Raw genomic sequence first — 22,393 nt, 5'->3', positions numbered from 1 at the left:
CATGGCAAGAGAAGATAACCGCCGCGGCGGCCGTCGTGATCGCGACGAAGCTCCGGAATTTGCAGATCGCTTGGTCGCGATCAACCGCGTTTCCAAAACCGTAAAAGGTGGTAAGCGCTTTGGTTTTGCAGCTCTCGTAGTTGTAGGCGACCAAAAAGGCCGCGTTGGCTTTGGTAAAGGTAAAGCGAAAGAGGTCCCTGAGGCCATTCGTAAAGCCACCGAGCAAGCCAAGCGTCAGATGATCCGCGTTCAGCTGCGTGAAGGTCGTACTCTGCACCACGATATGGAAGGCCGTCACGGCGCCGGTAAAGTGGTCATGCGTACAGCACCTGAAGGTACTGGTATCATCGCCGGTGGTCCAATGCGTGCCGTTTTCGAAATGCTTGGCGTCAAAGACGTTGTTTCGAAGTCGATTGGTTCGCAGAACCCTTACAACATGATCCGTGCAACCATGGATGGCCTCCGCAAAGAGTCCAGCCCACGTTCGGTTGCTCAGCGTCGTGGTAAGAAAGTTGCCGACATCCTGCCCAAGCGGGACGAAGCACCAGCAGCGGCACCTGCCGAAGCTGAAGCTTAAGGAGACCGGAAGATGGCTAAAACTATCGTAGTTAAGCAGATCGGTTCCCCGATCCGTCGTCCCGCCAAACAGCGTCAGACGCTGATCGGCCTGGGTCTGAACAAGATGCACAAGACACGTGAACTGGAAGACACTCCTTCGGTTCGCGGCATGGTGAACAAAATTTCACACATGGTCGAGATCATCGAAGAAAAAGGCTAAGTCCTTTTCCTTGAAGACATCGAAAACGCCTCCGGTTCCGCCGGGGGCGTTTTTTATGGAATGCAGTAGTTATACATGGACGATACCGTGTGTTTTCATTCCTAAACTCTATGCTGCTGGCCAGGTGCGGCTCGGACAGGAAGGTTCATCTCTGTAGGCCTTGATTGCAGCAGTGATTTCAGTTCTCAAATCTCTGGGCAGCTTGGTGTATTCTAGATCTGAGCAGTTGACTGTTCTGTCTGCGATGTCATGAAACATTTTGCCGTGGACATGGTTTAAAAGATAAGGTCCACACTTTTGCTCAAGTGACTCTGCAAGATTCCTGAATCTGTATGCTCTAAGGGTAATTGGGTTAGAGTGACGGCTTATGTGATCCAGCATCTCAGCTTTTACGTCAGGTTTTTCTTTAGCAATCATGTCCCATATTTTTCCCAAGTGGAATTTCATAGCGACGGTCCTGTAGTGTTGCCTTGCCTTGAATAGATCATCTTGAGGAAGCTCCCAATGCTCGGCCCACACCCCGTTAATCAAACGAATTTCTTCGGTGCATTGTAAATTATTTGCTCTGTTGATGTACTTCTGCTGGTCAACAAGCTGCTGTCTGATAGACGAAGGGATCTCCATTGCTTGAAGCATGTGGGAAACAACGCCTTCTTTTGAACGTTTGGCGTTGTCGTATGATAAGACAGCTAACTCATCAAATTCCGTTGTTCGAAGGTTTCGTAATACAAGTTCCATACGTGTTTCGAAACGATTGACGCTCGTGTTGAGCATGCCTGAAACGAATTTTCCAAATGGCATTGTATCTCGAACGCGGCTGTTATGTTGCCAGCGAGAGGGGAAAAATCCGACCCAATGGCGAAAACAGACGATCAACTTTGTTTGGTGACCACATAGGGCGTGCAATAGGAGAGAGGCTTGAGAAGAACTGATGGTGGAAATGGCCTCACTTGACACGATCAGGGTATGATAGCCCAATTTTTCTTTTGCCTGTAGCTCGCGGGAAAATTCATCTAGCGCACCGGGTGTCGAAACCTTGGTGTTCAAGCGGCGATCATGTACAGAAATCAGGATGCCGACCTTATTTAGCTGATCACTATTTCGCTTCAACAGGGCCTGAACAGACGTAGTTGCTGTTTTATGCATACCAGCATGGATAATGACTTTCATGAAAAATACCCGGGTTGGAGAGGGACTTGGGTTTGAATGCTGATACTCTGAAATAACAAACATTGACAGAACCCTTCTCAGTGAGGGCAGATGTTCTATGGAGAGGAACCGGTGGAACCCACGGAGTACGCCCTTGCAAAGAGATCGGGTTGACCGGGCAGAGCTGAAGTGTTCTTTATTTAACCATATGATTAATTAGAGGAAGCCTATAATGCCCGACCTTATTACCGCCTATTCCACTGCCCTTATCTCACTGCTGGTCTTTGTCCTAATTGTCCTTCTGCAATCCGCGCTGGTCGGCGCGGCCAAGGCCAAGGCGAACATGACGCCGGGCAGTGAACCTAATGCGGATTATGACAACCCGGTTTACCGTCTGAACCGCAGTCACCAAAACGGCATCGAGATCATGCCCGCAGCCGCCATCGCGGTGTTTGCCAGCATTCTGACCGGCGTATCGGCCTGGTGGGTCAACCTGCTGATGGTGCTGTTTTTGGTGCTACGGCTGATCTACGTCGTGATCTATGCGCAGAATGTGGGCAAGCCGACCCAGGGCATTCGCACCTTTGCCTTTGTCGCAGGCTGGGCGATGATTGTGGCCCTGTGCATCCTGTCTATTCTGGCGCTGCTCTGACGGCTTGTTGTCATGCCAAGGCTGCATAGCGGCTTGGCAGACTCGGCAATTGTTGGATAGCCGCCTCACTCCTATCTTTGTCTCATCCAAGATGAACCCCGCCAGCCAATTCGGGCTGGCCTGACAAGATGGAAGATAAAAATGACCAATGTACTCTCTTTTGATCTCGGCAACCGCCTGCGCGGTGCAATGGCCGACCTGCGGGCCTCACGCGCGCGTCAGACAGCGTTCAACCGCACCTATGCCGAGCTACAAAGCCTGTCGGCGGACGAGCTGATCGAATTTGGTATGCACCGTTCCGACCTGGCGGAGATCGCACGCCAACACGTTGAGGCCGCCTGACACGGCGACAGTTACGGTGCGTGCAAGCACACACCCTACACAAGACCACACGCCCACGGGAAACCGGGGGCGTTTTGCGTTGCTGAGTCTTTAGAGTGGGTTAACAACTGCATGCGCTCAGCGCATAGCGGCTTGGCCGAACCAGCATTTGTTCTATGACCGCACAATCATGTATCCATAGGGCAGCAAAAGACACGACGATCTAAGCCAACAAATGGCAAGTTAAAAGGACAAGAACAATGGCACATGCAGTAAACACCGTATCGACTGGCTTCAACCTGACCGCACGCATCCAAGCCTTTTTCGAAGGCGCTGCTCTGTCCTGGAAGCAAGCGACCGAATACAAGCGCACCTACGCCGAGCTGGACAAGCTGACCAGCCGTGACCTTGCTGACATCGGCGTGCGCCGCTGCGACATCGCAGAAATCTCCCGTATCCACGTATACGGCAAGTAATTCAGATTTCATTCGTCCCTTTTCCTCCTCCCTGGGGGATGAATGATCGCAGACGCCTCCGCCAAGCCGGGGGCGTTTTGCGTTTGAGGTGTTGCGCACCCAGCGTACGCCCTGGTTGGGGGATCTTAAGCGATACATGGCATTGTGCCCCTGATCGCGATCTTTGCCGGGTTTGGCACCCCGGCGCATATGGAGCCTGGCCCTCGTAAAGAAGGGGGCGCAACTGAACCGTTCCTTGCACGGGGGCAGCCCCCGTCTGCATCCATCCCGGCGGCGCCGCCATTCTTAACCGGCCCATCCGTTAGATACAGAATGACACCGCAGAAACCGACAGGGCAGGGGCCTTGGCGGGATGAAAGGATTCGTGTGTTAAAGGTCCGTTGACCCGCGCGCGTTCAAGTGGTCTGTGATGCGTCATGAAATCGGGACTAGAATACACCAAGCTTGCGCTCGCCGAGTATGATGGCAGTTGCCGTGACATTAATTTTGTCGCGCCCGATCCTTCGAGACTGCTGAAGCTGTTAGAAGGTCTGCAGTCGCGATTTGAAGAGGTTTCCGGAAGGACTTGGGAAGGTGATGAGTTTTCTGACGTAGGTCCTGACGGCGCCTATGGCTACTATCAATCAACAGGGGATATTAGTTTGAGGCTGAGCAAGGGCAGCGATCTAATTTCGGAAATGCAAGTCTTCTTGTTTCGAGAAAAAGACGGGTCGTTGTTTATTGAACTGACATTTTTCCCCGACGATATTTCTACTGAAAGACCCGTTGAACGATTTGTCGAACTGGTTTCAAAGTGGAAGAGCATTCTTAGGGCTGAAAAGGTCTTTTGTAGGTATGAAAATGCGTCATGGGCTTTAGACACTGGCGATACCGACGATGTATTTTGGGTCGGCTGATGGCTTGCAGAATGGGGGAGGTTCTTTTTCTTAGGTTTTGCATAGCAAACCCGCGCCTGACCTTCCCGTCAAACCGCAGGTTTGCCTCCGGCAAAACGGAGAAGGCGCTTTGCACCTCCCCAAGGTCAGGCGCTGATGCGTTTTCAGATTGTCTTGCAATCCAGTTCTCATAAACATGCTTGCCAATGTTATGGGAACGGGTCTCCTAAGTGGAGCGCAATTAACTGAAGCGAGTGATTGAAATGTATACGAGCCAAACAATTAAAACCTACGTTAGTTGGCTCACCTATCTTATACTATCGACTTGTATCGGAGGGGTGTTTGGCTCTGCTGCTACGGCTGATGGAGCGGGCGAGGTATTCAAGCCACATGTCGTTTTTTGGTACAACCAGGACTACTATGTTACGCCACCGCAATTTGTCGAACCTTTAGACGATACTCTGGGCGTTTTGTCTAAAGAAGTGCCTGACGAAAACACTATTCCCAACATTTGGGTCCTGCTTTTGGATGGGATGGAAACTATCAAGAGCTTTCCGAGGGCAGAGGAATTTGGGTTGGATGTAGATGAATTGTCTAGAAAACCAAGTTCCACAGTTGTCGATATACAAGTCCATTATCCGTTTTATGATGGCCTTAACCCTGAAGCCGCCTGGATTCGGTTCATAGTTGTCGACATCAAGTTTTTTGAGAGAGTTTTATCCCCAGAATGCTTGGATGACCTAATTTACAGAACAATAATTCATGAGTTTGGGACTCTCGCTGATTTTCAGGATTGCAAGCGAGACGAAACTTAGTTTTTGCATGGGCATTAGAATTTGCGCAGGTTTGCCAAAAACTTTGATCCTCACAGTCTGGGCGGTAACTGGACCCATGTTAGGATTAGTGCGAAGCAAGTCACTTGATCCCCGATCCCAACAGGTCTATAGGCACCCGGTGGCCATCCGGGCCACAAGAATCAAAATCACTGTACGCCGTGGTTGGCCCGAATACGCTTCGTGGGTCACATCCGGCAAGGAGAAGCGACATGAAACTTCACGAACTTAGCGACAATCCTGGCGCAACCAAAAAACGCAAGCGCGTTGGCCGTGGTCCGGGTTCCGGCACCGGTAAAATGGGTGGCCGTGGTATCAAAGGTCAGAAATCCCGTTCAGGTGTAGCCATCAAAGGCTTCGAAGGCGGTCAGATGCCTTTGTACCAGCGTCTGCCAAAGCGTGGCTTCAGCAAGCCAAACCGCAAGGCATTTGCTGTCATCAACCTGGGCCTGATCCAGAAATTCATCGACCTGGGCAAACTTGATGCCAAGTCGATCACTGAAGACGCTCTGGTCGAATCAGGTGTTGTTCGTCGCAAGCTGGACGGTATCCGCGTTCTGGCCAAAGGCGAAATCACTGCCAAAGCTAACATCTCTGTGACCGGTGCCTCAAAAGCAGCTGTTGAAGCAGTAGAAAAGGCAGGCGGTGCCCTGACTGTAGTGGCAAAAGAAGCCGCAGCTGAGTAAGCACTTGTGAGCGGCTGAAATGCCGCTTACATAGTCACCAGTTTTCCAATTGACGCCGCCCGAGCCGGAAAACGGCTCCGGGCGGCGTTTTCGCAATAAAGAGACCTTTTTCATGGTATCAGCAGCAGAACAAATGGCGGCGAACACCAGCTGGTCCGCGCTTGGCAAAGCGACAGACCTGCGTAATCGCATCCTGTTCACCCTCGGCCTTTTGATCGTCTACCGTCTGGGCACATTCATTCCGGTTCCCGGTATCGATGCAGCCGAGCTGCGCAACGTCATGGAGGAAGTCGGCCAAGGCATTGGCGGCATGATCTCCATGTTCACCGGTGGTGCGCTTGGCCGAATGGGCATTTTTGCTCTTGGCATTATGCCTTATATTTCGGCTTCGATCATTATTCAGCTGCTGACCTCGATGGTTCCATCGCTGGAGCAGTTGAAGAAAGAGGGCGAGCAAGGCCGCAAAAAGATCAACCAGTACACCCGCTACGGTACCGTGGCACTGGCAACCGCACAGGCCTATGGTCTGGCTGTTTCGCTTGAGGCTGGTGGGTTGGCAACCGATCCTGGCATGTATTTCCGTCTTGCCTGCATGATTACTCTTGTTGGCGGTACCATGTTCTTGATGTGGTTGGGCGAGCAGATCACCCAGCGTGGCCTGGGTAACGGTATTTCGCTGATCATCTTTGTTGGCATCATCGCCGAAGTTCCTGCCGCTCTGGCTCAGTTCTTTGCCTCGGGTCGTTCCGGTGCAATTAGCCCGGCTGTGATCGTTCTGGTTCTCTTGATGGTGATAAGCATCATTATGTTTGTGGTCTTCATGGAGCGTGCCCTGCGCAAGATCCATATCCAGTACCCGCGTCGTCAGGTTGGTATGAAGGTCTATGATGGTGGCTCATCGCATTTGCCGGTCAAGGTAAACCCAGCGGGCGTTATCCCGGCAATCTTTGCCAGCTCATTGTTGATGCTGCCGGCCACGATTTCTGCCTTCTCGTCTGAAGCTACCAGTGGTCCTGTGATGTCCTGGCTGTTGGCGAACTTCGGCCCCGGCCAGCCGCTGTACCTGTTGTTCTTCATCTCGATGATCGTGTTCTTTGCGTATTTCTATACGTTCAACGTTTCGTTCAAACCGGATGATGTCGCTGACAACTTGAAGAACCAGAACGGCTTTGTTCCGGGCATCCGCCCAGGTAAGAAAACCGCCGAGTATCTTGAGTACGTGGTCAACCGCGTGCTGGTGTTGGGCGCCGCCTATCTGGCTGCGGTCTGTGTTCTGCCGGAAATCCTGCGCGGTCAGTTTGCGATCCCGTTCTACTTTGGCGGCACCTCGGTTCTGATTGTTGTGTCGGTGACCATGGACACCATTCAGCAGGCTCAGAGCCATCTGTTGGCGCATCAGTACGAAGGTCTGATCGAAAAGAGCCAACTGCGTGGCAAGGGTAAGAAGCGCGGTAAGCGGGGACCATCACGCCGATGAACATTATTCTGCTTGGACCCCCAGGTGCCGGTAAAGGCACCCAAGCCCGCCATCTGGTTGAAACCCGTGGCATGGTACAGCTGAGCACCGGCGATATGCTACGCGAAGCCAAAACCAGCGGCACTGAGATGGGCAAAAAAGTTGCCGCGATCATGGATGCAGGCAAGCTGGTCACCGATGAGATCGTGATTGGTTTGATCGAAGAGAAGCTGACCGCTGAATCCGGCGCTGGTTTCATCTTTGACGGCTTCCCACGGACCTTGGCTCAAGCCGATGCCCTGGCTGCATTGCTGGCTAAGCTGGGCCAGTCGCTGCACACGGTTATTGAAATGCGTGTGGATGACGAGGCCTTGGTCAAACGCATCACCGGTCGTTTCACTTGCGGTGGTTGTGGAGAGGTTTATCACGACGAGACCAAGCCTACAGCCGAGGCTGGCAAATGTGATCATTGTGGCAGCACCGATATGGTGCGGCGTGCAGATGATAACGAAGACAGCCTGCGCACCCGTCTGATGGAATACTACAAAAAGACCTCGCCGCTGATTGGCTACTACTATGCCAAAGGCGACCTGCGCCCGGTCAACGGTCTGGCCGAAATCACCGAGGTGCAGAATTCGATCAAGGCCATTCTGGGCTGAACGATTTGATGACTTGATAACGAATTAGGGCTAGGGTTTTCCTAGCCCTTTTTTGATTTTAGGACATTGAATTATGATACCCCGCCTTTTTTCTAAATACCTATTGGCTGGTTGCTTTGTCACTTTGTTCACCTCTCAGCTACCGGCAGAGATAAGCGTCAAGGGCGTTCAAATAACTGGCATCGAGCTTCGCTATGAACTGAAGAACGGTCCAGATAGATTTTGCTTCTTGATAGCTGAATCCGTCAAAGACACCCCTTGGCTTCTAACCAATGTGGATTATTGGTTTGTTCCTGACGGCGATGAGAGTTCTGTGCCGCCATTGTATTGGGCGGTGTATTCAGCAGACAAGTATGTAATTCATGAGATACCACCTTTGAGTGTGTCCAGCGGCCGAATTACGATATCCGAAGAAGGCTCGCCCACAGGAGATAGCGCAAGGTTGCTGCTATTTAAACGTGGTTTCGACTGTACCCAAGTACCTGACCTTCAAGCGGTCTATGCAAAACAGGACATCGATACTCGTTTGCGTATGCCGATCGGGCTTTCCGAGGACGCAATGTTGACCTTGAAATCTGAAGTTTTTGAGGTGGAGTTTCGTAGGCAGAACTGAATTCACTGCCAATGCCAAGCCTTATCTACCAAACACTTCCCATGACCACAAAGGACACTGATCTATAATGTCTCGCCAACTCTTCTACGTTGTTGCCCTTCACCTTGCCGCAACAACAGCATCTGCCCAAGTCCTTGTCGATGACACCCGCGCCTGCGCCATGATGGAGGAAGAGCACGGGCTGCTTGATTTCGCGAGCGATGGCGGGCTGATCCTGGATCAATACGGCTACAGCTCGATGGAAATGTTCTGCCAGTTTTCACCCGAGCTGACCTTCAACTGGGACAACTACCAAGTCTCAACTCATATGGGGCAATGTGAATTTCCCGGCCCGGATTATGAGCCGCGATTGTTCACCTTTGTGATGAGCAACGAAGAGCCCGGCGTGGTGAAACTGTATAACGGTCAAGACGAACCACTGCCGTTCTATTCGTGTCCACACTAATTTTTTGGCAGTGCAACGCTGAGCAGATAGGTTGACTGTGCAAGCGACGTTCCACTTGGTCGAGGACTTTACTGATGTCTGCTGCGAAGAGTTGCTTTGAAAGCTTTGTCGAGTTTTTGCTTGGCCAAGGTCTCTTGGATAGAGCAAGCATCGAGACTGCATTGGCGCACCTTGACGGTTTGGATGGGGTCATTGCAGATCAGGCGTTCACCATAGGCTATGAGGCAATTGCATGGGAGGTGCGGCGACGCATGCATTTCTCCCAGCTTGTCGACTTTGTAAGGCAGAATAAGGCGGAGCTAGCGGAAGATCCTGGTGCTAGGTATTTCTTTGCCCAAGCGCTGCTTGATGATCCTGAGATGAGCGACGAAGAGCGCCAATTGTTGATTGGCTTGATGCCGGAACGGTATCAGAGCTTCTTGTCGAGGAGGTTTTTGGGCGACTAATTGTGGAGCCGCTATCGAATATAGGTAGGTAATTTTTTTGAGAGGTCATATATGAAAGTCATTCTCTCCTTTCTGGTGTTATTGGCGCTATCCGCATGTAACGATCAGAAGGGTTTCGACGCTTATATTTCGTTGGCTGCTATGAAGCTTCAGCCAGGAATGTCGCATGCTACAGTTGTTGAGGAAGTAGGTCGTTACGAGCAAGAAAGCGAGGGTCGCTCCGACGGAGGGAGTTATTCTGTGAATGGGGAAACTTTTGTTCTTCCCCTCAGTGACCGCTTCCATTTTCCTCGGCGGGATCTCGGACAAGAAGACCTGAAGGCATGTTCGAGGTCGGGCAGATGCTGGCCATCGACGTTCTTTGAAGAACTGGCGACGGGTTTGAAGGATGTTCAGGACTACGAACAGATAACCTTCATCAACGATGGAAGTATGCGCCTACGCCCTGTGCTTCGTGGCATTATTGACCGTTCGACAGATGAACTTGTTGGCATAATATCGAAAGCCCAGCTAGAGACCTGGCCCCAATAGTGGAAACATCAACCGATCAGGTCGAACCGGCCATGATCACAAAGAACCATCGCGTCAACCAAAAGGTGGGTTGACGATCTGTAAAATACCTCATACCCAAGCCCATCCCTTTAGGGAATCAATTCCTGTGGATGGGCTTAGCCTATTTGCAAGACTACCTCGAAATACTGGACCAAATGGCGTTACTGCCGGGGTCGAGTGTTGTGAAAAAAGGTTCCGGAGCTACGGAATCGCAACAAAAGGAACGTATCACGTGGCACGTATTGCCGGCGTAAACATCCCGACTGCAAAGCGGGTTCCAATCGCCCTCACATATATCACCGGTATCGGTAACACCACGGCTCAGGCCATTTGCGAAGCCGTAGGCATCGAAATGACCCGTCGTGTGAATGAACTGTCCGACGCCGAAGTTCTGAAAATCCGCGAGCACATCGACGCCAACGTCGAAGTCGAAGGCGACCTTCGCCGCGAAGTGACTATGAACATCAAACGTTTGATGGATCTGGGTTGCTACCGTGGTCTGCGTCACCGTCGCAACCTCCCCGTACGCGGTCAGCGTACTCACACTAACGCTCGCACCCGCAAAGGCCCTGCAAAGGCCATCGCTGGTAAGAAGAAGTAAGGGAGGGTTTGATCAATGGCACGCGAAAAGACTCGTACGAAGAAAAAAGAGCGTAAGAACATCGCCTCCGGCGTTGCTCACGTTAACAGCTCGTTCAACAACACCAAGATCCTTATCTCGGATGTTCAGGGCAACGCAATTGCATGGTCGTCGGCTGGAACCATGGGCTTCAAAGGCTCGCGGAAATCCACACCCTACGCTGCGCAGTTGGCTGCAGAAGATGCAGGCAAAAAAGCTCAGGACCATGGTGTTAAAACTCTGGAAGTCGAAGTTCAGGGCCCAGGTGGCGGTCGTGAATCCGCTCTGCGCGCTCTGGCCGCAATCGGCTTCAACATCACATCGATCCGTGATGTAACTCCGATGGCACACAATGGCTGCCGTCCGCCTAAGCGCCGCCGCGTCTAAGCGATATTAAATACCGCTGGGGTCCCGTGTTTTTTGCATGGGCCCCAGTTTGTCATTAGAAACCTCGGGCGCCTGAACCTACCGGACATGGGGTACAGGCAGGAATGGAGGGAACGCATGATCCATAAGAATTGGGCTGAACTGATCAAGCCGACACAGCTTGAAGTTAAGCCGGGCAACGACCCAGCGCGTCAGGCGACAGTCATCGCCGAACCACTGGAACGTGGCTTTGGTCTGACCCTGGGCAACGCCCTGCGTCGGATTCTGATGAGCTCGCTGCAAGGCGCCGCCATCACTTCTGTACAGATCGACAACGTCCTGCACGAGTTCTCGAGCGTTGCTGGTGTACGTGAAGACGTCACCGACATCATTCTGAACCTCAAAGGTGTTTGCCTGCGCATGGAAGTCGAAGGCCCTAAGCGTCTTTCGATCAATGCCAAAGGTCCAGCTGTTGTGACTGCTGGCGACATCGCCGAGTCCGCAGGTATCGAGATCCTGAACCGCGACCACGTGATCTGTCACTTGGACGATGGCGCTGATCTGTTCATGGAGCTGACCGTGAACACTGGCAATGGTTATGTTTCGGCTGAAAAGAACAAGCCGGAAGATGCACCCATCGGCCTGATCCCGATCGACGCAATCTACTCGCCGGTTAAGAAGGTTTCGTATGACGTTCAGCCGACCCGTGAAGGTCAGGTTCTGGACTATGACAAACTGACCATGAAAATCGACACCGACGGTTCGATCACGCCGGACGACGCCGTAGCTTTTGCTGCGCGTATCCTGCAGGACCAACTGTCGATCTTCGTGAACTTTGATGAGCCTGAGTCTGCTTCCCGTGCAGACGAAGACGATGGTCTCGAGTTCAACCCACTTCTGTTGAAGAAAGTGGACGAGCTGGAACTGTCTGTTCGTTCAGCAAACTGCCTGAAGAACGACAACATCGTTTACATCGGCGATCTGATCCAGAAAACCGAAGCCGAAATGCTGCGCACGCCGAACTTCGGCCGCAAGTCGCTTAACGAGATCAAAGAAGTGCTTTCGGGCATGGGTCTGCATCTCGGCATGGACGTTGAGGACTGGCCACCGGACAACATCGAAGATCTGGCGAAAAAGTTTGAAGACTCGTTCTAATAGGACTGGTCAAAAGATTGGAGAGGGCGTAAGGCCCTCTCCGAAATGCCCACATTGGTGGGGAAGTCTGGGCGATAATGCCCCAAGGAGAGTAGCCGACCCGCATCGGTTGCCAGACAAAGCATAAACCTTACGAAGGAATACGAAAATGCGTCACGCACGTGGTTACCGCCGCCTGAACCGTACACATGAGCACCGTAAAGCTCTGTTTGCTAACATGGCTGGCTCGCTCATCGAGCACGAGCAGATCAAAACAACTCTGCCAAAAGCAAAAGAACTGCGCCCAATCATCGAAAAGATGATCACGCTGGCAAAACGCGGCGACATTCACGCCCGTCGTCAGGCCTCGGCCAAGCTGAAAGAAGAGCAGTACGTTGCAAAACTGTTCGACATCCTGGGCCCACGCTACAAAGACCGTCAGGGTGGCTATGTCCGCGTCCTGAAAGCTGGCTTCCGTTATGGTGACATGGCTCCGATGGCGATCATCGAATTCGTTGACCGCGACCGCGATGCCAAAGGCGCAGCTGACAAAGCCCGCGTTGCAGCTGAAGAAGTTACTGCTGAAGAATAAGACCTTTGGATCCTAAGATCCCAAGCGTCGAAAGCCCTCGTTCCAACCGGAGCGAGGGCTTTTTTGGGAACTTGGAACGACATTTGAAACGGTCATTGCTAAGCTAACTCTGTCGACTATTCGACAAGCCCAATGTTGGGAAGTTTCCACGACTTATCCCAGAAGGGTTCAGTTGGTCCAAAGAAGCGAAAATAGGAGAACCAAGCACGCCCAGGTATGGTCTCGATCCAGTTATCCATTTTTCCTGCAGGTGCAGTCGGGCCGAAATAGACATCCACAGAACCATCAGAATTGGTTGCATATTTTGGCTCTTGTGACCCAATCATAGTGTTTTCATTACCCTCAATGAATGTGCGCGTGCCCTCGTCATATGCGACGACACTCCAGAACAAGGCAGCGGGAACGTTAGCAGGGATGTGTAGCATGTAGGACCTTCCCCCATCCAGCAGCTCGCCATTATTGTCCCAATGTGTGACTGCGTATTTTGATCCGGTGCCTGGCCCCGTAGACTGAATGCCAATGCCGAAGATCTCCCAATACAGGAGCGCCCGTTCTTCGAAGTGGTCAAAGTGTTCTTCCCGTTGACTGGGCGGATAAACGAACAGCTCTTTCCACTGTGTCCCGTCCCAATAGGGTGTGGTGACACGTCTTCGGGCGGTTGCCGCCCTAAGGGTAAGCTCACCCAATAGAGCGGCTTCGGTCAGAATTCGCTTTTGCCTTTCGTCAGGGGCAAAGGGCTTACCGACCTCGATGCCCAAAGACCTGAGTTTGGCCATCATGAAACGATCCCGCTCTGCAACAGGTTCGTTTTGAAGAATCTGCGAGAGACGCTCAAAATAGGCAAGGCCGGTGGGAGGGTTCTGGGTCCACACTCTATCGTCTGCCAGTATGAGTGGATAATCCGGTGGGCTTTCTCGTTTTGAGTACGGGTAGCCTCGAAACTTTGGTCCCAATTCTCGAACAGCTTTGGCTTTGTCATCGTCCAGCAAACGAGTGCCCAAAAAGACATTGTTCGTTGTCGAGTGAATGATCTGTAAGCCTTCGGAGTCAGCAGGTACTGTCTGCCCCGGGCCGACAATAAGGAATTTGCCGCCGGTCCCATCAAAGGGCCCCGGATTGCCCACCTCGGCAAGAAGGCGGTGCCAAAGGTCGGTAATAATACCTGAGTGATTTCCTGAAAAATCCTCAAAAATGAATGGACCGGTTTCCGACAGGTCAACCATTGCCATAACATAGGTCGCTGTCGTCGTCGGAGTCAGCGTGCCGCGACGATCTTGGTTTGAGGGGAGTGCGACAGGCTGGCCCCATTCGGCACCAAAGAAATCCCTCCAGGAATAGATATATCCGGCCTGATTAACCGCAGGCATTGCCCAGACATAGGCGAGATATGCGCTTGAAAAATCCAGCTCATCATACAGCCGGTCGATGGCGTCACTTGTGGGCACTCCGAGTTCGAGTTCGACATTTCCAATGTGGGTTTCTACGTTCTCGGTTGGGGTGTCCAGCTCAGCTAGGACAGTTGTCGCACAGATAGAAATCGCAACAACAAGGCCGCCGATCCCGGCTCGATTAAAGGCCTTCATGCATGTTCTCCCGCAAAACTCGCAACAAAACGCTGGCGAGGAAGTTAACCAAATTCTGCCTACAAACTTCAATTTGATTGTAAATGGCCAAGACACGCAGAATGGGTAAGGTTCCTTGATGTTAAGGACAACTCGCGTAAAAGGCTGGGAAACTGTTCATGGCTCGCTCAAATTTCAGCAGCCCTCTCTCCATCGGAGCGGGGCTTTTTTGCCAAGTAATGTCAAACTCTTTGACCGCCCCAGTTTAACCATCTGGCATCCTCAGGCGACAGCAGTTCAGCGCAGCGCTCTGAATACCGTCTGAGATCATCATCATTAAGACGGCTCTCCCACTTGTTGGATGTTCCTGAATCAAAGAACTTTGCGTGATCCACGAAGGGGGAGTCTTCGTGAAACCGACGTTCGCTCGTTTCGATAACCTTACGCATGCTGGAAAACGTGTTTGCCTCTGTTAGCGCATTGTGCGTTTCCGCTGGCAGATCAATTTTCAAAATATTAGCAAGTCGCGCTATCTCACCGTGCAGGTCTTTGCTCAGATCTGCATAGTGGAAGAAATGTACGTTTCCCTGGTCTTGACGCGATTTGGCCTGTTGGAAATGATGGGCGATGGAAGGCAGGCTTAGATCATCAGTACCCGTATTTGTCAGCGGTGCATCGAGAAACCGGTTGAAGCCTTCTCGGATATCCTCAGGGAATAACTCAGCCAGTTTGCCGGGATCTTTCATATTTGCAACATGACTTCGAAACGAGAAGTGGGCATCCACTGGGTGGCGATACACCACGATGTAGGTTGGCTCCGCTCCGTATGCGATGCCGTCCATTGGGGTATGGCTCTTTAGACAACGTCGTCGCGTCAGGCTTTCTTGTTTCCTTGCGATTGCCTCTCGGTCGCGAAACCCACAATCAAGCCACGGTGCGTCGTCTCGGTTGCCTGCATCTGGAACAACGCGACCATGGATTAGCATCATCACGATGTTCAATGTCCATGTGGTTCCGCATTTCGGCGGCGTGCTAACAATCACGTCATTGGGTCGTAGCTGAAAACTGTTCCATATATCTGTGTTCGTATTTGGGCCGCAATAATCGCGTTGACGTTGGGTGAGTACTGTTTGCATTGTAGTCCCCTGGCTGCGGAGGTGGGTCTAGAAACGGTAAGTCATGCCAAGTATCGGGCCAGATTGTTTGAATTCGTAGCTGTTTGTACCGCCATCATTGCTGACGCTGATGTGCCGAAAACCAACTCGTCCCACCCAATTGTCGCTAAAGGCATAGTCTGCGGTTAGCAAAACCTGCCAGGTCTCACGATCCTCCCAACCACCAACATCGGCGACGACTGTCCCGGCCCATTTTTCATTCAGGCTGAAACGGTGACGTAGTCCGATCACTGCATCGGTCCAATCATCCCCAAAACTACGGCTGTTGGTAGGCGATGTTCCCGCCTGTAGTGTCATGGTGGTGTCGGTATCGTACCAGCGTGCGCCGGCCAACAGGTCGGTGCTTGAGCTAGCGCTTTCATTGAGACGGTAAGACAGATATCCGGTCAAGATCCGGGTTTTGATTGATGTGTTTAACCCACTATAGGCCGGGCCCGGTGTTGCCGTGCCAAAACTGATGTCGGTCATCATGTAGTCCAGCGCAACGCCCCACTGCCCATTCTCGGCGGTGAATGTGCCCATAAATGTGCCGTCAAGGTTTTCCAAAGCGTCCGAGAAGCTGAGCGTTGCGCTGCGATCGCCGATGCTCGTCTCGGTTTCAGCTGCATACAAATACAACGAGGCAGAATAGCTCCAGTCCTGTGCCTGAACAGGTGAATGAGCAAGGACTGCTGCTGCCGCGAGCGTTGGAGTAATTATTCGTATCATAGCAAAACCCCTTAAAAACTAAGCTCAGGGTTGCGCGGGGAAGGGTGGATATCAAGGAATATCTGCAGTCGAAGTGATTTGGGCGGTTTGCCGACACCAGCCAAAGCGCCGCAAATAAGCTCAACTTTGGTCACCATGGCCCCATAGTCTGGCGGCATAAAAAGTTAACTTTTAGCCAAGGCGGTCACAGGATGTTGGTATTGCGCTCAAGAGCCGTCAAGGTTTCTGCGGGGATGGTTGCTGCCGTCTGCGCAGCTGCGCGACCGGTTCTTGAAGCGAAATTACCGCCGCCTCACTCTTGTTGTCGGAATACTGGAGGCCTGAACAATGGCCTCGATTGATATTGTCCGGCTGGATGAGGATCCGCACGAAAGCAATTACCAAATCCGCGAGGACACCTCGTCGCGCGGGGTTGATCTGGAGGGGGCGCAGATCAAGGCCACCTATGCGGATGGCACCACCGAGGTTCTGACATGGAAAGCTTTGGATCCGTGGACAAACGGTGGGGCAACCGGCTCTGACATCGATATGTCCTTTGGCTACAGCTGGCACGAGTTGTCGACTACCAAGCTGCTAACTTCGCTTGAGTTTGATCTGGCCCCGGCCAATTCGGTTTTTGATACCACACTGTCCATGGACGATGACCCGGGTGGAGATTCTACGCCAGGCTCGTTGAATGGCTTTCCGTTCAAGCTGTCTCCGGACTACGAAGATATGGCTGGCGACATCACCGCGACCTATACAGGCATCGTGAATCTGGCTGGCAGCCCGGCCGTTGGTGATCTCTATACCACCATGACCATCGACTTCTCAGGCCTGCCCGGGGGCGGGTTGTTGGGGGATCTGGTCTGGAACTCGGACATCGACACAATGACCGGGCCGTTTGAACCAAGCCTGGTTGCAACAGATGACGACCTAGAGATTTCAGGCGACGGCTCCGAGACTCTGAATGTGCTGGACAATGACCTCCACGCCGAGGGCGCTGATCTGACAATCACCCATATTGATGGTCTGGCGGTGGAGGCTGAGGATACAGTTACGCTGTCCTCTGGCGAGGTTGTAACGCTGAACGCGGATGGCACGCTCTCTATCAGCAATGACAGCGACGTAGATGAGACAAATTCGTTCACCTACACCGTCGAAGATGATGACGGGAACAGCGATACCGGATCTGTGGATGTCACCACTACGGTGGTATCCCCTGCTTGCTTTGTGGCGGGCACACTCATCGACACCGTAGACGGGCCTGTCGCTGTTGAGACGCTAGACATTGGGACCCTGATCAACACCCGCGATCACGGCGCCCAGCCGTTGCGCTGGATCGGTCGCAGTCCGCGTCGCGCTGTGGGCCGGGATGCGCCGGTGGTCTTCTCGGCGAATGCACTGGGCGATCACGGGTGCATTGCTGTCTCCCCCAACCACCGGGTCCTGATCACCTCGGAAATGGCCGAGCTGCTGTTTGGCTCTTCCGAGGTCTTGGTCAAAGCCAAGTATCTGGTCAACGACAGCTCGATCCGGGTTCAGGCGGATGGTCAGCCGTTGGTTTATGTCCACCTGCTGTTTGACCAGCATGAAATTATTTGTGGCAATGGATTGGAAAGCGAGAGCTACCACCCCGGTGCGGAAACACTGGACGGCTTTGATGCAGAAACCCGTGCCGAGGTGTTTGATCTGATGCCTGACCTAAACAGCTATGGCCCAACAGCACGTCTAGCGTTGAAATCACATGAAAGCAGGCTGCTTGCAGGGGCGGAGCACTAGATTTAATCCCGCCTACCCAGTCTAACGATTTTGTTAGCCAACGTTCACTTCAAAAGAATCCCGGAAGTTTCATCTTTTAACACTACCTATACCGGTAATTTTTTCCGTAGTTGGGTTTGGCGCTCCGAATGCCCATTTGTGTTTCTTCAAGTGACTTGGATTTCGCTGCGGTGATTGAGGCTGCGGCTGAAAGTATCTTAATCACAACTGCTGATCTGGATGCTCCTGGTCCGTCGATCGTCTATGTTAATTCAGCTTTTGAAAAAATGACGGGCTGGTCCAGTTCTGAGGTTATCGGAAAATCACCAAGGATCATGCAAGGCCCAAAAACCGATCTGAGTGTTTTTCGCAATATGCGTGATGCCTTACAGCTAAAAGGGTTTTGGGAAGGACGGACAACTAACTACCGAAAGAATGGAACAGCATTTTGGATGGAATGGACGGTCGTTCCGTTGGTAGGCGATGAGGGGCAAGTTTATCGCTATGTCGCGGTTCAACGTGACGTGACCGAGCGGTTCGAAGCTGAAAAGCGCCTTTGGGCTGCGCGGTCCGCAGCCAGTAAAGCAGAAAGGGCCAAGGCGAATCTCTCGCGATATTTTTCGCCGAAACTGGCTGAAGCGCTTTCAAAAAAAGATCAGCCTCTTGGGGCGGTGAAGCGTCAAAAATTGGCAGTTCTTTTTGCCGATATTGTTGGATTTACCGCAATATCTGAAACTATGAAGCCAGAAGAGGTTCTACACCTGTTGCGCGATGTGCATCGACTATTTGAGACATCAATCTTCAAATGGCACGGTTCCATTGAAGGCTACGTTGGTGATGAGGTCCTGGCCATCTTTGGCTTCCCAGATGATACTTCTCAAAACGCGACGAACGCCCTTTGTTGTGCATTTGACCTTCTTACAGCCACTCAGATCTTTAACATTCCAAGGATAAAGGCAGGGTTGCCAGCGGTTAACATTGGTATTGGGCTTCAATTTGGCCCGGTGGTTTTGGGGGATGTCGGGACCGAAAACTTTGTGGAGTTTACGGTGATTGGCGACACTGTAAACACAGCGAGTCGCTTGCAGGAAGCAACGCGCACCCTTGGTTGCGATTTGGTTGTTGGGGAAGAGTTGATAAACGCAGTCAAAGCTGAAGGGGTGAAAAACGTAACATCAGAGGTATTGGCTCGGATGACACCGCAAGGTGAATTATCTATTCGGGGAAAGGCTAGAACGGTCAATATTTGGAACGCGATCATAAGTCTTTGATAAGTGGCGTCTTCGATTGATGCTCACAGGGTAGCCGCCAGCGGTACTCCTATTCGAGAGTTTGGGCAAAAATAGCAGTCTATCTCGTTGGTACTTACATACATCGCAATAGTTTATTCGATAATCGCTCAGGTTAACCACTTTCAACCTAACACTGCCCCTCGCTGGCTTCATAAGCCACCAGATCCTTGCCGTCCTCATCTTCGAAATACGTGTCACACAACTCTAGCGAGCGCATGCGGTCTAGGCGGAAATGGCGAAAGTCGTTCCGCGTCTCACACCAAGCCGCCAACACCCAGACCGGGCTGAAGAACACCAATGCTATTGGGCGCAGGGTGCGCGATGTGCTGTGTTTTTCGGCATCCGCATACTCAATGCGTACAAAACGTCTGGCGCGGATACTCTCGCGCAGGTCCGAAAAACTGACAGTCCAGGGGATCATGGATTCGCTGGGTCTGGAGTAGGTGGTGATCTGTTGCATCTCACCTTGCAAGTTGGTGGGCAGCACCGCCAGAATACGCTCAAAGGCGCTGTTGGCCTTGTCGGCAAAGCGCTCATCCGTCCATTGGCGGACCATGTTGATGCCCAGGCCAATCGCCTCCAACTCGTCCGGGTCAAACGCAATCGGTGGCAGGTAATAGCTTTTGTCGATGATGTAACCAACACCGGCCTCGCCACTGATGGGGGCACCCGAATTCATCAACTCCTGAATATCGCGATAGACGGTGCGCATGCTGATATCGAATTCTTCGGCAATCCGCTCGGCGGTGACGGCACGGCGACGACCGCGCAGAAAGTGGACGATTTTCATAAGACGGTCTGCACGTGACATTCGGTGATGATCCTTGGCTTAGGTAAAATCAGTTTGCCGCAACCTTACTGACACAAACTGTCAGCAGGGGGCTTCTAAGCAGAAATCCCAAACACAAATCAAGACAAATACCGGAATAAGGAAACCCTGTTCATGAAGCGTACACCTGTCAATCCCTGGCCCTGGTCCCTGCAACTGGGATATCACCAAGCAGAAATCATCGAAGACACGACGCGTCAGCTGGTCTGCGCGGGACAGACCGCTGTTGATGGCGAAGGCAACCCGCAGCATCCTGATGATATGCGTAAACAGATCGCACTGGCGCTGGATAACCTTGAGGCAGTGTTAAGTGCCGCAGACATGGATCTGACCAATATCACCCGGCTTAGCATTTTCACCACAGATGTCGACGAAGCCATGAAGAACTTCGATCAATTGGGCGCCCGATTTGGACCGGTCAATGCAGCGCCTCCGATGACCCTGGTGGGTGTCACCCGGTTGGCGCTGCCGGGGCTGATGTTCGAGATCGAGGCCACTGCGGCAGACTGAACCGTAGAGCTAAGCCCTGACCGTTCTTTCGGTCAGGGCTGGGTTTGCAACGGTAACACTGCTGACGACTAGAGCTTGCGAGGCAAACCCACAGCCAACCATCACCCCTGGTTTTGCGTAGATGCGGTCAAATCAGCGTATAACTCCTTCAAAACCCGCGTGCCTTCACGTGAGGTGGATATCAAACAAGGATCATCCCGTTCGTTCTGAAATACAAAACGGCTGCCTGCGAAAAAATACTCGGTGCATATAATATGCGGCTTTTCTTCCGGGATGCCATATCGAACAGCAATTGTTGCGGCGACGGTTGGAATGTCCGCCGTCTCAAACTCCAACGAGAATTCGCCATCTTTGATGTCCAGCAATCTGTAGCCCATGCATCTTGGATAGGTGGGCTGCATCGCAGGGTCAACAAATCACACAACTTTGTCGGATGTCTCAAACGAGGCAATGCCCCTGCCTCTCTTTCCCCGGAGCTGCGCTTGCAATTGCAGCAGCCCCCCCGCATATCCTAGGGACAATTCAAGTTGGAGCCAAAATGATCCGCGCAGCCCTTATTGCCCTTGTCGTTGCAACCGCATCGCCACTCACTGCCGAGACCCGCGTGCCGAGCTCGCAGGCTGAAATCAGCCTTGGCTTTGCGCCGCTGGTAAAGGAAGCATCCCCGGCGGTGGTGAACATCTACACAAAAACCGTCACCGAAGCGCGGCAGCGCTCGCCGTTTTCCAATGACCCGTTCTTTGACGATTTCTTTCGCGGGCTCAGCAAGCCGCAGCCCCGGGTGCAGAACTCGTTGGGGTCCGGAGTGATCCTGTCGGCGGATGGTATCGTGGTGTCGAACTATCACGTGGTGGGTATGGCCACCGAAATCAGTGTGGTGACAACAGATCGGCGCGAATACAATGCGCGGGTTATTTTGGCGGACCAGGCCAGCGACTTGGCGATTCTACAGCTGGATGACGCCGCCGATCTGCCGTTTCTGGAACTGCGCAACAGCGATCAGGTTGAGGTGGGCGAATTGACCCTGGCCATCGGCAATCCATTTGGTGTGGGGCAAACCGTCAGCAGTGGCATCATTTCCGGGCTGGCGCGTACGGGCACCGCAACTGGAGAAGGCTTTGGCTATTACTTGCAAACCGATGCAGCGATTAACCCCGGTAACTCAGGCGGGGCTTTGATTGATGTGAATGGGGATCTGATTGGTATCAACACCCGCATCCTTAGCCGTTCGGGCGGATCCAACGGTATTGGCTTTGCCATTCCGGCCAATCTGGTTCGTGAGTTTGTACATCAGGCCGAACGCGGTGCCGAAGCCTTTGAGCGCCCTTGGGCTGGTATGTCTGGTCAGCCGGTAGATGCCGATATGGCAGCATCGCTGGGTATGGACCGTCCCGAAGGCATGCTGATTTCCGACCTCCACACCGAAAGCCCGTTTGTTGCAGCTGGTTTCAAAGTTGGCGATGTGGTGACGTCGGTAGATGGCGAACTGGTCAATTCCCCTTCGGAAATGGCGTTTCGCATGGCTGTGTCCGGGATGGGCGGCAAAGCGCAGATTGCGCGGCTGCGAGGAACCGCGGTTGAGGTTCTGGACGTGCTGATGATGCAGGCCCCTGACAGTCCACCTGCTGCGCCAATCCAATTGAACGAACAGTCGGCACTGCCTGGTTTGACCATCGCCCGTATCAACCCTGCCGTGATCACCCACATGGGGCTGCCGCTGAACGCCGAGGGTGTGGTGGTTACTGATCCAGGTCGCTATGGCGCGCGCGCAGGACTGCGGCCGGGGGATGTGCTGGAAGAGATCAATGGAAGCGCCGTTTCCACAACCACCGATGTGCCCGAGTTCCTGGCCGAGTCTGGCCGACGGGTAAAGATGAACCTGCTGCGCGGTGGCCAGCGCATCAACCTTCGGTTCCGGCTGTAAC

28 protein-coding genes are annotated in these 22,393 nt (G+C 52.7%); 22 read left to right on the top strand and 6 right to left on the bottom strand.

Annotation, left to right across the window (positions count from 1 at the left end; genetic code table 11):
• Position 1: 1 nt before the first annotated feature.
• Both rpsE and rpmD read left to right on the top strand, forming a co-directional pair.
• Positions 2-577, top strand: a complete 576-nt coding sequence (gene rpsE, locus AC2T28_RS21100) for a 30S ribosomal protein S5 (protein WP_167685427.1) — start codon at positions 2-4, stop codon at positions 575-577.
• A gap of 12 nt (positions 578-589) precedes the next feature.
• Entirely contained in the window at positions 590-778 is a 189-nt protein-coding gene (rpmD, locus tag AC2T28_RS21095; RefSeq protein ID WP_167685428.1) for a 50S ribosomal protein L30, read from the top strand.
• Between the two features lie 108 nt (positions 779-886).
• Here rpmD and AC2T28_RS21090 read toward each other — a convergent pair whose 3' ends face one another.
• Positions 887-1,948 (bottom strand): hypothetical protein, encoded by a 1,062-nt coding sequence (locus AC2T28_RS21090; RefSeq protein ID WP_486750625.1) that lies wholly within the window; start codon positions 1,946-1,948, stop codon positions 887-889.
• A gap of 211 nt (positions 1,949-2,159) precedes the next feature.
• Between AC2T28_RS21090 and AC2T28_RS21085 the strand changes: the two genes are divergently transcribed.
• From AC2T28_RS21085 to rplQ, 16 genes are all read left to right on the top strand, one after another.
• Entirely contained in the window at positions 2,160-2,579 is a 420-nt protein-coding gene (locus AC2T28_RS21085) for an MAPEG family protein (RefSeq protein ID WP_486750624.1), read from the top strand.
• 141 nt (positions 2,580-2,720) lie between these two features.
• On the top strand, positions 2,721-2,921 hold the full coding sequence (locus tag AC2T28_RS21080; RefSeq protein ID WP_486750623.1) for a DUF1127 domain-containing protein: 201 nt from the start codon (positions 2,721-2,723) through the stop codon (positions 2,919-2,921).
• Between the two features lie 239 nt (positions 2,922-3,160).
• Entirely contained in the window at positions 3,161-3,376 is a 216-nt protein-coding gene (locus tag AC2T28_RS21075; RefSeq protein ID WP_486750622.1) for a DUF1127 domain-containing protein, read from the top strand.
• A 416-nt stretch (positions 3,377-3,792) separates the two neighbouring features.
• Positions 3,793-4,272 (top strand): hypothetical protein, encoded by a 480-nt coding sequence (locus AC2T28_RS21070; protein ID WP_486750621.1) that lies wholly within the window; start codon positions 3,793-3,795, stop codon positions 4,270-4,272.
• Positions 4,273-4,514: 242 nt separating this feature from the next.
• Positions 4,515-5,066 (top strand): hypothetical protein, encoded by a 552-nt coding sequence (locus tag AC2T28_RS21065; protein ID WP_486750620.1) that lies wholly within the window; start codon positions 4,515-4,517, stop codon positions 5,064-5,066.
• A 230-nt stretch (positions 5,067-5,296) separates the two neighbouring features.
• Entirely contained in the window at positions 5,297-5,770 is a 474-nt protein-coding gene (rplO, locus tag AC2T28_RS21060; protein ID WP_486750619.1) for a 50S ribosomal protein L15, read from the top strand.
• 112 nt (positions 5,771-5,882) lie between these two features.
• Positions 5,883-7,247, top strand: coding sequence for a preprotein translocase subunit SecY (gene secY, locus AC2T28_RS21055; protein WP_486750618.1), 1,365 nt, complete (start codon positions 5,883-5,885; stop codon positions 7,245-7,247).
• Positions 7,244-7,885 carry an adenylate kinase gene (locus AC2T28_RS21050; RefSeq protein WP_486750617.1) on the top strand — a complete coding sequence of 214 codons (642 nt, stop codon included), beginning with the start codon at positions 7,244-7,246 and terminating at the stop codon, positions 7,883-7,885. Before secY ends, AC2T28_RS21050 begins: the two co-directional genes overlap by 4 nt.
• Positions 7,886-7,958: 73 nt before the next feature.
• Positions 7,959-8,498: a hypothetical protein gene (locus AC2T28_RS21045; protein WP_486750616.1), complete on the top strand. Its 540-nt coding sequence runs from the start codon at positions 7,959-7,961 to the stop codon at positions 8,496-8,498.
• Between the two features lie 67 nt (positions 8,499-8,565).
• Positions 8,566-8,943, top strand: a complete 378-nt coding sequence (locus AC2T28_RS21040; RefSeq protein ID WP_486750615.1) for a hypothetical protein — start codon at positions 8,566-8,568, stop codon at positions 8,941-8,943.
• A gap of 74 nt (positions 8,944-9,017) precedes the next feature.
• Positions 9,018-9,389 carry a hypothetical protein gene (locus tag AC2T28_RS21035; RefSeq protein WP_486750614.1) on the top strand — a complete coding sequence of 124 codons (372 nt, stop codon included), beginning with the start codon at positions 9,018-9,020 and terminating at the stop codon, positions 9,387-9,389.
• Between the two features lie 51 nt (positions 9,390-9,440).
• Positions 9,441-9,920 carry a hypothetical protein gene (locus tag AC2T28_RS21030; RefSeq protein WP_486750613.1) on the top strand — a complete coding sequence of 160 codons (480 nt, stop codon included), beginning with the start codon at positions 9,441-9,443 and terminating at the stop codon, positions 9,918-9,920.
• A gap of 253 nt (positions 9,921-10,173) precedes the next feature.
• Complete coding sequence (rpsM, locus tag AC2T28_RS21025) at positions 10,174-10,542, top strand: 30S ribosomal protein S13 (protein WP_486750612.1); 369 nt, start codon at positions 10,174-10,176, stop codon at positions 10,540-10,542.
• Between the two features lie 15 nt (positions 10,543-10,557).
• Positions 10,558-10,947, top strand: coding sequence for a 30S ribosomal protein S11 (rpsK, locus tag AC2T28_RS21020; RefSeq protein ID WP_486750611.1), 390 nt, complete (start codon positions 10,558-10,560; stop codon positions 10,945-10,947).
• Positions 10,948-11,064: 117 nt separating this feature from the next.
• Positions 11,065-12,081, top strand: coding sequence for a DNA-directed RNA polymerase subunit alpha (locus AC2T28_RS21015; protein ID WP_486750610.1), 1,017 nt, complete (start codon positions 11,065-11,067; stop codon positions 12,079-12,081).
• A gap of 148 nt (positions 12,082-12,229) precedes the next feature.
• A complete protein-coding gene (gene rplQ, locus AC2T28_RS21010) occupies positions 12,230-12,652 on the top strand; it encodes a 50S ribosomal protein L17 (protein ID WP_486750609.1) in 423 nt (140 codons plus the stop codon).
• A 116-nt stretch (positions 12,653-12,768) separates the two neighbouring features.
• Here rplQ and AC2T28_RS21005 read toward each other — a convergent pair whose 3' ends face one another.
• The 3 genes from AC2T28_RS21005 to AC2T28_RS20995 all read right to left on the bottom strand — a co-directional run bounded on the left by AC2T28_RS21005 (position 12,769) and on the right by AC2T28_RS20995 (position 16,097).
• Complete coding sequence (locus AC2T28_RS21005) at positions 12,769-14,235, bottom strand: DUF1214 domain-containing protein (RefSeq protein WP_486750608.1); 1,467 nt, start codon at positions 14,233-14,235, stop codon at positions 12,769-12,771.
• 221 nt (positions 14,236-14,456) lie between these two features.
• On the bottom strand, positions 14,457-15,350 hold the full coding sequence (locus AC2T28_RS21000) for a sulfotransferase domain-containing protein (RefSeq protein ID WP_486750607.1): 894 nt from the start codon (positions 15,348-15,350) through the stop codon (positions 14,457-14,459).
• Positions 15,351-15,377: 27 nt separating this feature from the next.
• Entirely contained in the window at positions 15,378-16,097 is a 720-nt protein-coding gene (locus AC2T28_RS20995; RefSeq protein WP_486750606.1) for a porin family protein, read from the bottom strand.
• A 327-nt stretch (positions 16,098-16,424) separates the two neighbouring features.
• Between AC2T28_RS20995 and AC2T28_RS20990 the strand changes: the two genes are divergently transcribed.
• Both AC2T28_RS20990 and AC2T28_RS20985 read left to right on the top strand, forming a co-directional pair.
• The gene (locus tag AC2T28_RS20990) at positions 16,425-17,858 is read left to right on the top strand and encodes a Hint domain-containing protein (RefSeq protein ID WP_486750605.1); all 1,434 of its coding nucleotides are present in this window, start codon (positions 16,425-16,427) and stop codon (positions 17,856-17,858) included.
• 128 nt (positions 17,859-17,986) lie between these two features.
• Complete coding sequence (locus AC2T28_RS20985; RefSeq protein WP_486750604.1) at positions 17,987-19,108, top strand: adenylate/guanylate cyclase domain-containing protein; 1,122 nt, start codon at positions 17,987-17,989, stop codon at positions 19,106-19,108.
• Between the two features lie 148 nt (positions 19,109-19,256).
• Here AC2T28_RS20985 and AC2T28_RS20980 read toward each other — a convergent pair whose 3' ends face one another.
• The gene (locus AC2T28_RS20980; RefSeq protein ID WP_486750603.1) at positions 19,257-19,940 is read right to left on the bottom strand and encodes a helix-turn-helix transcriptional regulator; all 684 of its coding nucleotides are present in this window, start codon (positions 19,938-19,940) and stop codon (positions 19,257-19,259) included.
• Between the two features lie 132 nt (positions 19,941-20,072).
• On the opposite strand from AC2T28_RS20980, the gene AC2T28_RS20975 reads away from it, so the two are divergent.
• A complete protein-coding gene (locus AC2T28_RS20975) occupies positions 20,073-20,468 on the top strand; it encodes a RidA family protein (protein ID WP_486750602.1) in 396 nt (131 codons plus the stop codon).
• Positions 20,469-20,569: 101 nt separating this feature from the next.
• Here AC2T28_RS20975 and AC2T28_RS20970 read toward each other — a convergent pair whose 3' ends face one another.
• Positions 20,570-20,845 (bottom strand): hypothetical protein, encoded by a 276-nt coding sequence (locus tag AC2T28_RS20970; RefSeq protein ID WP_486750601.1) that lies wholly within the window; start codon positions 20,843-20,845, stop codon positions 20,570-20,572.
• 161 nt (positions 20,846-21,006) lie between these two features.
• Here AC2T28_RS20970 and AC2T28_RS20965 point away from each other — a divergent pair, with 161 nt between their 5' ends.
• Positions 21,007-22,392: a trypsin-like peptidase domain-containing protein gene (locus AC2T28_RS20965; RefSeq protein WP_486750600.1), complete on the top strand. Its 1,386-nt coding sequence runs from the start codon at positions 21,007-21,009 to the stop codon at positions 22,390-22,392.
• The last annotated feature ends 1 nt before the right edge of the window (position 22,393 follow it).

The sequence above is a fragment of the Parasedimentitalea nitratireducens genome (genome assembly GCF_057444295.1).
The sequence above is the reverse complement of the archived record's forward strand: the minus strand, read 5'-3'. Positions and strand labels throughout refer to the sequence as shown.

Coding starts and splice junctions, on each gene's coding strand:
- AC2T28_RS20975 (WP_486750602.1), top strand. CDS start 20,073: ATGAAGCGTACACCTGTCAATCCCTGGCCCTGGTCCCTGCAACTGGGA.
- AC2T28_RS21075 (WP_486750622.1), top strand. CDS start 3,161: ATGGCACATGCAGTAAACACCGTATCGACTGGCTTCAACCTGACCGCA.
- AC2T28_RS21015 (WP_486750610.1), top strand. CDS start 11,065: ATGATCCATAAGAATTGGGCTGAACTGATCAAGCCGACACAGCTTGAA.
- AC2T28_RS20990 (WP_486750605.1), top strand. CDS start 16,425: ATGGCCTCGATTGATATTGTCCGGCTGGATGAGGATCCGCACGAAAGC.
- secY (WP_486750618.1), top strand. CDS start 5,883: ATGGTATCAGCAGCAGAACAAATGGCGGCGAACACCAGCTGGTCCGCG.
- rplO (WP_486750619.1), top strand. CDS start 5,297: ATGAAACTTCACGAACTTAGCGACAATCCTGGCGCAACCAAAAAACGC.
- AC2T28_RS20965 (WP_486750600.1), top strand. CDS start 21,007: ATGATCCGCGCAGCCCTTATTGCCCTTGTCGTTGCAACCGCATCGCCA.
- AC2T28_RS20980 (WP_486750603.1), bottom strand. CDS start 19,940: ATGTCACGTGCAGACCGTCTTATGAAAATCGTCCACTTTCTGCGCGGT.
- rpsE (WP_167685427.1), top strand. CDS start 2: ATGGCAAGAGAAGATAACCGCCGCGGCGGCCGTCGTGATCGCGACGAA.
- AC2T28_RS21000 (WP_486750607.1), bottom strand. CDS start 15,350: ATGCAAACAGTACTCACCCAACGTCAACGCGATTATTGCGGCCCAAAT.
- rpmD (WP_167685428.1), top strand. CDS start 590: ATGGCTAAAACTATCGTAGTTAAGCAGATCGGTTCCCCGATCCGTCGT.
- rplQ (WP_486750609.1), top strand. CDS start 12,230: ATGCGTCACGCACGTGGTTACCGCCGCCTGAACCGTACACATGAGCAC.
- AC2T28_RS21030 (WP_486750613.1), top strand. CDS start 9,441: ATGAAAGTCATTCTCTCCTTTCTGGTGTTATTGGCGCTATCCGCATGT.
- AC2T28_RS21065 (WP_486750620.1), top strand. CDS start 4,515: ATGTATACGAGCCAAACAATTAAAACCTACGTTAGTTGGCTCACCTAT.
- AC2T28_RS21005 (WP_486750608.1), bottom strand. CDS start 14,235: ATGAAGGCCTTTAATCGAGCCGGGATCGGCGGCCTTGTTGTTGCGATT.
- AC2T28_RS21085 (WP_486750624.1), top strand. CDS start 2,160: ATGCCCGACCTTATTACCGCCTATTCCACTGCCCTTATCTCACTGCTG.
- AC2T28_RS21040 (WP_486750615.1), top strand. CDS start 8,566: ATGTCTCGCCAACTCTTCTACGTTGTTGCCCTTCACCTTGCCGCAACA.
- AC2T28_RS20985 (WP_486750604.1), top strand. CDS start 17,987: ATGCCCATTTGTGTTTCTTCAAGTGACTTGGATTTCGCTGCGGTGATT.
- AC2T28_RS21035 (WP_486750614.1), top strand. CDS start 9,018: ATGTCTGCTGCGAAGAGTTGCTTTGAAAGCTTTGTCGAGTTTTTGCTT.
- AC2T28_RS21050 (WP_486750617.1), top strand. CDS start 7,244: ATGAACATTATTCTGCTTGGACCCCCAGGTGCCGGTAAAGGCACCCAA.
- AC2T28_RS21090 (WP_486750625.1), bottom strand. CDS start 1,948: ATGAAAGTCATTATCCATGCTGGTATGCATAAAACAGCAACTACGTCT.
- AC2T28_RS20970 (WP_486750601.1), bottom strand. CDS start 20,845: ATGGGCTACAGATTGCTGGACATCAAAGATGGCGAATTCTCGTTGGAG.
- AC2T28_RS21045 (WP_486750616.1), top strand. CDS start 7,959: ATGATACCCCGCCTTTTTTCTAAATACCTATTGGCTGGTTGCTTTGTC.
- AC2T28_RS20995 (WP_486750606.1), bottom strand. CDS start 16,097: ATGATACGAATAATTACTCCAACGCTCGCGGCAGCAGCAGTCCTTGCT.
- AC2T28_RS21070 (WP_486750621.1), top strand. CDS start 3,793: ATGAAATCGGGACTAGAATACACCAAGCTTGCGCTCGCCGAGTATGAT.
- rpsK (WP_486750611.1), top strand. CDS start 10,558: ATGGCACGCGAAAAGACTCGTACGAAGAAAAAAGAGCGTAAGAACATC.
- AC2T28_RS21080 (WP_486750623.1), top strand. CDS start 2,721: ATGACCAATGTACTCTCTTTTGATCTCGGCAACCGCCTGCGCGGTGCA.